We start from the raw sequence: 9410 nt of genomic DNA on the forward strand, positions 1-9410 counted from the left end.
CAACAGGTCATTGCCAGCATTCCCGGCAAGACCATAGAATGCAACCCATTCTCAAATAGCAGTTCCAGCCCTGCCCTATGCCACCACCACCGCATCACGCTCCCGTGCAACAGCTCTACCGCAGCCATCACGCCTGGCTGCTCGGTTGGCTGCAGCGCCGCGTGCAGAACCATTGCGATGCGGCGGACCTGAGCCAGGACACCTTCGTGCGCCTGCTCTGCGCACCACAGCCCGAGCCGCGCTTGCGTGAACCCCGGGCCTACCTGGCGACCATCGCCAGGCGCCTGCTGGCCAACCTCTACCGCCGGCGCTCGCTGGAGCGGGCGTATCTGGAGGCACTGGCAACGCTGCCGGAGGAAGAGGCCCCGAGTGCCGAGCACCATGCGGCGATCCTCGAAGCGCTGAATGCAGTGGAGCAGGTGCTGGCACGTCTTTCGCGCAAGGCCCGCCAGGCCTTCCTGCTGTCGCAGATCGAGGGCCATACCCAAGAGGAAATCGCCGTGCTGATGGCGGTCAATGTGCGCTCGGTGCAGCGCTGGCTGGTGCAGGGCTACGCGGAGTGCATCGTGCTGGCATCGGGTGAATGGGCATGAGCGCTGCGCCCATTTCCCGGGAAATTGCCCACGAGGCCGCGCACTGGTTCCTGCGTCTGCAAGCAGCCGATGCCGACCCGCAGGCACACGCGGACTGCGCCCGCTGGCGAGCCGCGAATAGCGAGCACGAACGCGCCTGGCAACTGGCGAGCCGCTTCAGCAGCCAGGTGCGCTGCATACCGACCGCCATCGGCCGTTCCACCCTGCAACGCCCCGCCAGCCTGGACCGGCGGACCGCGCTCAAGGCCCTGACCTCGTTGGTGGTGCTGGGCGCGCTGGGCCTGACGCTTTCGCGCAGCGGCACCCTCGACACCTTGATGGCCGACGCCAGCACCGGGGTCGGCGAACGCCGGCGCATCAGCCTGCCCGATGGCACTGAACTGCACCTGAATACCGACAGCGCCGTCGATATCCATTTCAACGCGGACATACGCAGCGTGCGACTACGCCGTGGCGAAGTCTTCGTGAAGACCGCCGGCGATCCCCGGCCTTTCCTGCTGACCACCGACCATGGTTCGTTCCGCCCGCTGGGCACGCAGTTCTCGGTGCACCAGCAGGCCGGGAACGAGCTGTTGAAGGTGATCGAAGGCGCGGTAATGGCCACTCCGCGAGAGGCCAGCCACGGCGGGCTGCGCATTGCCGCCGGCGAACAGGCGACCCTGACCGCCCGACAAGTGACGAAGCTGACCACGCCGGTGAAATCGATGGACTGGACCGATGGCGTCCTGCGCGTGGAAAGGATGCGTCTGTCAGATTTCGCCGAGGAACTGAACCGCTACCGCCATGGCTGGATCCGCTGCGCACCGGAGCTGGCGGAGCTGCGGATTTCCGGGGCCTTCCAGTTGGCTGATACGGATGCCGCCCTCGCCGCCCTCGCCCTGGCCTTCCCCGTGCGGGTGCAGTACATGACACGCTATTGGGTCACCCTGGTAGCCGCCTGAAAAAACCGTGTCGGGTTTTTCCGGAGCGGGGTGTCCTCTTCCTGAAACCGTCATTTTTCGCGATCAGGAATCCCCCATGCGCAAGCCCGTTCCGACTTCTTCCCTGTTCCGCCTGGCCCTGCTCGCCCGGGCCATCGCCACACCGCTGCTGACGGGTGGCAGCCTGCTGGCCGCGCCCCTGGCCCTGGCCGAAGGCACCCAGCGCTACGCCATCGCTGCCGGCCCGTTAAGCGAAACCCTGGCTGCCTTCGCCGCCCGCGCCGGAGTCAACCTGCCCCTCGATCCGGCCATGCTCGGCGACCTGCGCAGCCCTGGCCTGCAAGGCGACTGGAGCATCGCCCAGGGCTTCGAGCAATTATTGCGGGGCACCTCGCTGGAGGCCGTACCACAGACGGGCAATACCTGGATCCTGCGCTCGCGCGCCACATCTTCGGCGCTGCAACTGGACGCGACGACCATCTCCGGCCTGCACGGTGTGCAGCACTCGGCCATCGGCCCGTTAACCGGCTACACGGCCTCGCACAGCACGGTCGGGACCAAGACCGACGCCGCCCTTCGCGATATCCCGCAGTCGATCCAGGTGGTGCCGCGCCAGGTCCTGGAGGACCAGCAGGCCAACAGCATGGCCGACGCCCTGAGCAACGTCAGCAGCATCCAGCGCGGCAATACCCATGGCGGCAGCGTCGAAAGCTTTATCGTGCGCGGCTTCCAGGGCACCACCTATGCCATCGACGGGATCCTCACCAACTCCCTGGCGGTGCGCCCGGAGATCCTCACCGACCTGGTCGGCGTCGAGCGCATCGAAGTGCTCAAGGGCCCGGCCTCGGTACTGTACGGGCGAGGCAATCCGGGTGGGCTGATCAATATCGTGACCCGCCGGCCGACGCTGACGGCCGAGGCGCAGGTCAAGCTGCAAGCCGGCTCCTTCGACTATCAGCGCGGCCAAGCCTGGCTCAGCGGCCCGCTGTCCGCAGAGCACGGTCTGGCAGGAAGCCTGGCCATGGCCTACCAGACCGAGGGCAGTTTCCGCGATCATTTTCGTGACAGTCATCGCCGTCACTTCGCCCCTTCCCTGTCCTGGAACCCGGACGACAGCACGCGCCTGGACATGGGCCTGGAATACACCGAGACCGACGCGCCCTACGACCGCGGACTACAAGTGATCGGCGATCGGGTCGATTCACGGCACAAGGTTTTTCTCGAGGAGCCGTGGTCCCACAGCGACAGCGACAAGCGCGCCGCCTGGTTTCGCCTGGAGCACGACCTCAACGACTGGCTGACCCTGCGCCAGATCACCCGCTGGGACGAGTCGAACAAGACCATGCTGAATATCTCCCAGCGCACCTTGCAGGCCGACGGCCGCACCCTGGTGCGGCGCGCTACCGACTTCGACGAAACCGCGCGCTCCCTCAGTGCCCAGTTCGAAGCCGTCGCCCGCTTCGACACGGCCGGGTTGCACCATCAACTGCTGGGTGGCGTGGAAACGGTCAAGGGGCGCCGCGCCGTGACCATGCTGCGGGCCTCCGTGGCCTCCATCGATATCTGGAACCCGGTGTACGGCGCGCAGCCGGGGCCGTTCACCTTCGGCGAGGACTCGCGCTTCGATCAGGAAAGCTACGGCGTGTATCTGCAGGATCAGATCGACCTGACGGAACAGTGGAAGCTGTTGCTCGGCGTGCGCTGGGACCAGGTCACCCAGCGCAACCGCAACTACACCGCCAGTGGCAGCTACAGCGATATCCATATCGATCCGTCGGACACTTCGCCCCGGGCGGGAATTGTCTGGCAGCCCAGTGAGAGATTGGCCCTGTATGCCAGCTACAGCACCTCCTTCGCCCCACAGAATCGCCTGACCCGGGATGGCAGCGTGATCGATCCGGAGACGGGCGAGCAGTACGAGATTGGCGCCAAGTACGAGCTGATTCCTGAGCGGCTGGCGGCCACCCTGTCGGCCTTCGAGATTCGTCGTGAGAACCTGTCCACTACCGATCCGCTGGACAGCAGTTACTCGATCCAGACGGGTGAACAGCGGGTACGCGGGGTGGAGCTGGATGTCAGCGGCGAACTACAGGATGGCTGGAACGTTATCGGAAACATCGCATTGCTGGATGCGAAGCTGGTGAAGGACACCCGGCTGGAGGAAGGCAATCGACTGGAGGGGGTGCCGGTGGTGAGCGGGTCGTTGTGGTCGACCTATCAATTGCAGGAAGGGCCTTGGCGCGGGTTGGGCGCCGGTGCCGGGGTGTTCTTTGCCGGCAAGCGCTATGGCGACCTGGCCAACAGCTACAGCACGGGTGGGTATGCGCGGGTGGACATGAGCCTGTTCTATGACATCAACGAGCACCTGCGGGTGTCGTTGAATGCGCGCAATGTGCTGGATCGGGATTACATCGAGACGATTGCCAGTTCGGGGAATTATGCGGGAGAGCCGGCTTCGGTGGTGGCTTCGATCAGCGCTGGATTCTAAAAAGCCGGGGCTGCTTTGCAGCCCTTCGCGGGCAAGCCACGCTCCTACAGATTATCGCGTACTCCTGTAGGAGCGTGGCTTGCCCGCGATGGACCGCAAAGCGGTCCCCGACGGTGTCTCAGAAATCCACGGTCGCGGATAATTTCACGGTCCGCGGCTCACCCTGGGTCAGGTAGTTGTTCGCCGTCGACGCCGACGCCCAGTACGCCTTGTTCGCCACGTTCTCCACATTGGCGCGCAGGGTGATGTACTTGTCGTCCGCCTTGAAGCCATAGCGGGCGCCGAGATCGACCCGGGTCCAGGCCGGAATGCTCAAGGTATTCGCCGCATTCACGTATTCACCGCCCGTGCGCAGCAAGCGTCCGCTGAGCGCGGCGCCTTGGATACCCGGCACATCCCATTCGCCACCGAGGTTGAACTGGAAGCGCGGGACGCCGGCGGCGCGGTTGCCATCGGTGGCGCCATTGGCCGTGTTCTTCTGCTCGGTGTCCATCCAGGTTGCACCAGCCAGCACCCGCAGGCCCTCCAGCGGCTCGCCGAAGACATTCAGCTCGACGCCCTTGTTGATCTGCTCACCATCGACATTGAAGGTCCCCAGAGCCACACCCGGGGTGTAGCTGGTGGAGTTGTTGGGCTGCTCGATACGGTACACGCCGAGGGTTGCGCCGTAGCTGTCCCAGTCCAGCTTGACCCCGGCCTCGGTCTGCTTGCTGCGCTTGGGCGGGAAGACCTCGCCAGGGTTGGTGACATTGGTCAGCGGCGCGGTCGGGCCCTGGGCCAGGCCTTCGATGCGGTTGGCATAGAACGACACATGCTCCCACGGCTTGAGCACCAGGCCGTAGACCGGAGTGGTGATGGATTCGGAATAGTTGCTGTTGCGCGCCCCGGTGGCGGTGTTCCAGGCATCGACCTCGAGGGTCTGGCGACGCACGCCGAGGGTCAGCAGTACGCGGTCGTCGATAAAGCCGAAGGTGTTGGACAGGGCGACACTCTTGATGCGGTTCTTGCCGACGATACGCGGGTCGTGGATATCACTGCCGAAATAGGTATTGGTCGGACGCGGCACCGGGATCGGGTCGTATAGGTTGCCCACCGGGCGATTGGCCACCAGGATCGCTTCGTACGCCGAACGCTGCTCGCCCCACATGCCGGACAGGCCAAGGTTCATCTGGTGACTGACCGAGCCGGTGTTGAAGCGACCATTGAGGCCGGCGACCGCGCTCTTGTTGTCTTCGTCATGGGGCGGATAGAGAAAGCCCGTACGACCACTGCCGTCGTTGCCCACATACAACGAGGAGTAAACGCCGTTCTCCCGGGTGTGCTTGGCGCCAATGCCGGCGTAGGCCGTCCAGTTGTCGTTGAGGTCGTATTCACCGTTGAGCATGCCGTAGGTGTCTTCCAGCTCCGACCAGCTCCAGTCCTGGGCGTAGTTGTTCTTCGCCGAGGGGGCGTGGGGGACCTTGGTGCCATTGGGGTAGACCACCGCACGACCGTTGTCGATGCGCTGTTTCTGGTAGCCGAAGTCGGTGGACAGGCGCAGGCGCTCGCCGCGGTAGTCGAGGCCGACGGCGATCAGCGAGGTCCGTTTTTTCTCGTCGTCGATGGCGGTCTCCCCACCGCGCTGGGCCAGGTTGATCCGCGCGCCGAAACGGTTGTCCTCGCCGAAGCGCTGGCCGAGATCGAGGTGTCCGCCAGCCTGGGTGTCGCTGGTGTAGTCCAGGGTCACGCTGCGGGTCGGGGTGTCCTCGGCGCGCTTGGGCACCAGGTTGACGCTGCCGCCAATACCGCTGCCCTGTGGGGCTACGCCGTTGATAAAGGCATTGGGGCCCTTGAACAGCTCGACCCGCTCGACCGCCTCGGTATTGATGATCTGCCGGGGCAGAACGCCGTAAAGCCCATTGAAGGAAATGTCGTCGCTCTGCAGCGGCAGGCCGCGGATGGTGAAGACCTGGGAGAAGTTGCCGAAGCCGGCCGACTGGCGCACGGCGGCATCATTGAGCAGGACGTCGCCAACGGTGCGGGCCTGCTGATCGGCGATGGCCTTCGAGGTGTAGCTGACGACGCTGAAGGGCACGTCGTTGATCGAGCGGTTGCCCAGTACACCGAGATGCGCGGTACGGGCCACTTGACCACCGGCATAGGTATCGTCGGCGAAGCCGGTGGAAGCATTGACGTTGGTGGCGTCCAGTTGCAGTACACCGTCGCTGGCGGCCGGAGCCAGGGTATAGCCGTTACTGCCGAGGCTTTGCAGAACGTAGCCGCTGCCCTGCAGCAGTTGTGCGAATCCGCCTTCCACGCTGTAGCTGCCTTGCAGGCCGGCGCTGTGCCGGTCGTTAAGCAGCTTGGCATCGAAGGACAAGGGCACGCCGGACATCACGGCGAACTGGGCCAGGACATCACCCAATGCACCCGGGGCGATGCTGTAGCTGCGAGTGACGCTGTTCTGCTGCGCTTCAGCGGCGGTAACGCTGTAGGCAGGGATCAGGGCCGCCAGGGCGACAGCCAGGCTCAGCGCCTTCATGGCAACACGTGGAGGGCTGATTCGGGAAACGGACTGCAACGGCCTGGACGTCATGCAAAGCTCCTGTCGGCAAAAGGAAAAGTGAGGATTCACTTCCTCACCGAAGGAGCTGGAAAAAGGTATCAGGCCAATCGCGATTTATTTCAGCGCGGCTCGATCGCCACCCAGTAACGGGTCAGGCTGCTGATGCGGATCGGCAGGGTGTCCTGGAGCAGGCGCAGGCTGGCGTCGGTGTCTTTCAGGGGGAAGGCACCGGAGACGGTCATCCCGGCGACCTCGTCGTGGCAACGCAGCACGCCGGAGCGGTAGCGGCCAAGCTCGGAGAGCAGATCGTCCAGGCGCATGTTGCGCGCGAGCAGCATGCCGTGTTCCCAACTGAGGGCGGCGGCGTCCAGGGGCTGCGCCGCGGCAAGCGCTTCGCTGCTGAAGGTGCTTTGTTCCCCCGCGTTGACGATCAGCGACTTGTCAGCGTGGGCCGGGCGCATTTCCACGGCACCTTCGGTGACGACCACCTGACTGTGCTGTCCATCGACCCGGACACTGAAGCGGGTGCCCAGCGCACGTGCAGTGCCGTGGCGGGTTTCGACGATAAAGGAGCGAACCGGGTCCTTGGCCGTAGTGATCAGGATTTCGCCCTCCAGCAGCTTGATCCGCCGCTGCCGGGCATCGAAGACGATGTTCACGGCACTGCCGGTGTTGATCAGCAGCTGCGTGCCATCCGGCAGGACGAGGTTTTTCTGCTCACCAGTGGCGGTGCGCTGGTCGGCACTCCACTGCTGCCAGGGAAGTTCGCGATAGGCCATCCACAATGCAGGTCCTGCCAGCAGGAACAGGCCAAGGCGGTGCAGGGCCTGGCGGCGCCCCATACGCTTGCTGGTGTTCAGGCGCTGGAAGGTCTCGCTGGCAAGACTGCCGGGGACCGCGCGCAGATCACCGAGCAGGGCTTCGGCACGTTGCCAGGCAAGGGCATGTTGCGGGCTGCGGTTGCGCCACAACTGGATGGCACGGTGGTCCGCCTCGGTCGCGGCGCCGGATTGCAATTGCACCAGCCAGTCGGCCGCTTCGCCGAGGATCAGCGGGTCGATGTTGGGACTCATCAGGCGACGCTCAGGCAGGCGATGAAGGCGTCGCGCATATCGCGTTTGACCGTGATCAGCGATACGCCGAGCTGGTCGGCAATCTGCTGATAGGTCAGGCCGTCGATCTGCGAGAGGAGGAAAGTCTGGCGCGTGCGCCCGGGCATTTCGCGCAGCATGGCGTCGATGCGCTGCAGCGCTTCGAGGATCAGCCAGCGGGTTTCCGGCGACGGCACTTCCGCCTCGGGCAAGTGGGCAATGCTTTCCAGGTAGGCGCGTTCGACATCCTGGCGTCGCCAGCGGTCGACCACCAGGCCTTTGGCGATATGGGTCAGCAAGGCCCGGGGCTCGCTGCCGAAGCTGCGCGTCGGTCTGACCAGGAGGCGAATGAACGTATCGTGGGCCAGGTCAGCAGCATCGCAGGTGTTGCCCAGCTTGCGCTGCAGCCAGCCATGCAGCCAACCGTGATGCTCGCAATACAGGGATTCGATATGCGGATGGGAGGCGCGATCAGTCAACGACATAGAGACCACTGGGCGCCGGCTGAAGGGACGGCATTAATGTAAGTAAGAATTGCTATCAATTCTATCTGTGCCGAGGCCGCGCTGGCAATTGCAACAAGATGAGTACAGACCGACGGGACGCGGCATCTCGTCGCCCGGCTGTGAGAAAATGCCCGGCTTTTTTGTTCCGCAGCATGGAGATGTACTGTTTTGGTAATGCATTACTCAACGAATGGCGACAGCGTCGCCTGTGGTCGCGTCGGTAACAGCCTGAGCGTCAGCGCGGTAGAAGCCGAAGTGGATTGCAAATCGTGCCAGCGCTCGCTGGCCAAGGTGGAGGCCGCGCCGGTGAAGAAAGCACCGTCCCTGGCTGAACTGCGCAAGCAGCGCCAGGTGAGTCAGGTACAAGCGAAAGCCGCCGCCTTCTGCTTCAGGGCCAACTGGCGCACCCGCCTGGCCGCCCTTCCCGATCGTTGCCGTCTGCCACGAGGCGTTGCGCCCCAGGCATTCGTATAAATCTCACGGGGCCCTCAAGGCCCCGTGTTTTTTTGCCTTTTTCGGGCCGGAAAAGACAAAACCCCTACCTGCATTCGCAGATAGGGGTTTCGGAATTGAATCTTGACGATGACCTACTCTCACATGGAGAAGCTCCACACTACCATCGGCGATGCATCGTTTCACTGCTGAGTTCGGGATGGGATCAGGTGGTTCCAATGCTCTATGGTCGTCAAGAAATTCTGTGTGCCAAATCGTCTTTCGACGCTTCAGCAAATCGGGTATGTGACATTTGTGGTTTGCACGAACTTTCGGTTCATTGCGTCTTCACCACCACAATTCGGCTTACGCACAAATTGCTTGGGTGTTATATGGTCAAGCCTCACGGGCAATTAGTATTGGTTAGCTCAACGCCTCACAGCGCTTACACACCCAACCTATCAACGTCGTAGTCTTCGACGGCCCTTCAGGGAACTCAAGGTTCCAGTGAGATCTCATCTTGAGGCAAGTTTCCCGCTTAGATGCTTTCAGCGGTTATCTCTTCCGAACATAGCTACCCGGCAATGCCACTGGCGTGACAACCGGAACACCAGAGGTTCGTCCACTCCGGTCCTCTCGTACTAGGAGCAGCCCCTCTCAAATCTCAAACGTCCACGGCAGATAGGGACCGAACTGTCTCACGACGTTCTAAACCCAGCTCGCGTACCACTTTAAATGGCGAACAGCCATACCCTTGGGACCGGCTTCAGCCCCAGGATGTGATGAGCCGACATCGAGGTGCCAAACACCGCCGTCGATATGAACTCTTGGGCGG

Annotated in this window: 7 protein-coding genes and 2 rRNA genes (1 of these 9 only partly in view); 4 read left to right on the forward strand and 5 right to left on the reverse strand. The window is 63.5% G+C overall.

Translation table 11 applies throughout. The annotated features are described in order from the left end of the window. The first annotated feature begins 77 nt into the window (after positions 1-77). From AC2CQI_RS13630 to AC2CQI_RS13640, 3 genes are all read left to right on the forward strand, one after another. Positions 78-593 carry a sigma-70 family RNA polymerase sigma factor gene (locus AC2CQI_RS13630; RefSeq protein WP_484580445.1) on the forward strand — a complete coding sequence of 172 codons (516 nt, stop codon included), beginning with the start codon at positions 78-80 and terminating at the stop codon, positions 591-593. Then, positions 590-1534, forward strand: coding sequence for a FecR domain-containing protein (locus AC2CQI_RS13635; protein ID WP_484580446.1), 945 nt, complete (start codon positions 590-592; stop codon positions 1532-1534). Before AC2CQI_RS13630 ends, AC2CQI_RS13635 begins: the two co-directional genes overlap by 4 nt. A gap of 76 nt (positions 1535-1610) precedes the next feature. Continuing rightward, complete coding sequence (locus tag AC2CQI_RS13640; RefSeq protein ID WP_484580447.1) at positions 1611-4001, forward strand: TonB-dependent siderophore receptor; 2391 nt, start codon at positions 1611-1613, stop codon at positions 3999-4001. A gap of 118 nt (positions 4002-4119) precedes the next feature. On the opposite strand, the gene AC2CQI_RS13645 is transcribed toward AC2CQI_RS13640, so the two are convergent. The 3 genes from AC2CQI_RS13645 to AC2CQI_RS13655 form a co-directional block, all read right to left on the reverse strand. After that, positions 4120-6576 carry a TonB-dependent siderophore receptor gene (locus AC2CQI_RS13645; protein ID WP_484580448.1) on the reverse strand — a complete coding sequence of 819 codons (2457 nt, stop codon included), beginning with the start codon at positions 6574-6576 and terminating at the stop codon, positions 4120-4122. An 89-nt stretch (positions 6577-6665) separates the two neighbouring features. Beyond that, positions 6666-7619, reverse strand: coding sequence for a FecR domain-containing protein (locus AC2CQI_RS13650; protein ID WP_484580449.1), 954 nt, complete (start codon positions 7617-7619; stop codon positions 6666-6668). After that, positions 7619-8122, reverse strand: coding sequence for a sigma-70 family RNA polymerase sigma factor (locus AC2CQI_RS13655; RefSeq protein WP_075803658.1), 504 nt, complete (start codon positions 8120-8122; stop codon positions 7619-7621). The genes AC2CQI_RS13650 and AC2CQI_RS13655 overlap by 1 nt, the downstream gene beginning before the upstream one ends. 195 nt (positions 8123-8317) lie before the next feature. Between AC2CQI_RS13655 and AC2CQI_RS13660 the strand changes: the two genes are divergently transcribed. Then, positions 8318-8617, forward strand: a complete 300-nt coding sequence (locus AC2CQI_RS13660; protein ID WP_484580450.1) for a hypothetical protein — start codon at positions 8318-8320, stop codon at positions 8615-8617. A 100-nt stretch (positions 8618-8717) separates the two neighbouring features. Here AC2CQI_RS13660 and rrf read toward each other — a convergent pair. Both rrf and AC2CQI_RS13670 read right to left on the reverse strand, forming a co-directional pair. After that, positions 8718-8833: ribosomal RNA gene (gene rrf / locus AC2CQI_RS13665) — 5S ribosomal RNA — on the reverse strand. A 134-nt stretch (positions 8834-8967) separates the two neighbouring features. Continuing rightward, positions 8968-9410 (reverse strand): 23S ribosomal RNA (locus AC2CQI_RS13670); it runs 2448 nt beyond the window's last position.

It is taken from the genome of Pseudomonas sp. P2S-1, from assembly GCF_057197725.1.

Excerpts from the sequence above, each read along its gene's own strand:
- AC2CQI_RS13650 (WP_484580449.1), bottom strand. The coding sequence starts at position 7,619 with ATGAGTCCCAACATCGACCCGCTGATCCTCGGCGAAGCGGCCGACTGG.
- AC2CQI_RS13655 (WP_075803658.1), bottom strand. The coding sequence starts at position 8,122 with ATGTCGTTGACTGATCGCGCCTCCCATCCGCATATCGAATCCCTGTAT.
- AC2CQI_RS13630 (WP_484580445.1), top strand. The coding sequence starts at position 78 with ATGCCACCACCACCGCATCACGCTCCCGTGCAACAGCTCTACCGCAGC.
- AC2CQI_RS13635 (WP_484580446.1), top strand. The coding sequence starts at position 590 with ATGAGCGCTGCGCCCATTTCCCGGGAAATTGCCCACGAGGCCGCGCAC.
- AC2CQI_RS13660 (WP_484580450.1), top strand. The coding sequence starts at position 8,318 with ATGCATTACTCAACGAATGGCGACAGCGTCGCCTGTGGTCGCGTCGGT.
- AC2CQI_RS13640 (WP_484580447.1), top strand. The coding sequence starts at position 1,611 with ATGCGCAAGCCCGTTCCGACTTCTTCCCTGTTCCGCCTGGCCCTGCTC.
- AC2CQI_RS13645 (WP_484580448.1), bottom strand. The coding sequence starts at position 6,576 with ATGACGTCCAGGCCGTTGCAGTCCGTTTCCCGAATCAGCCCTCCACGT.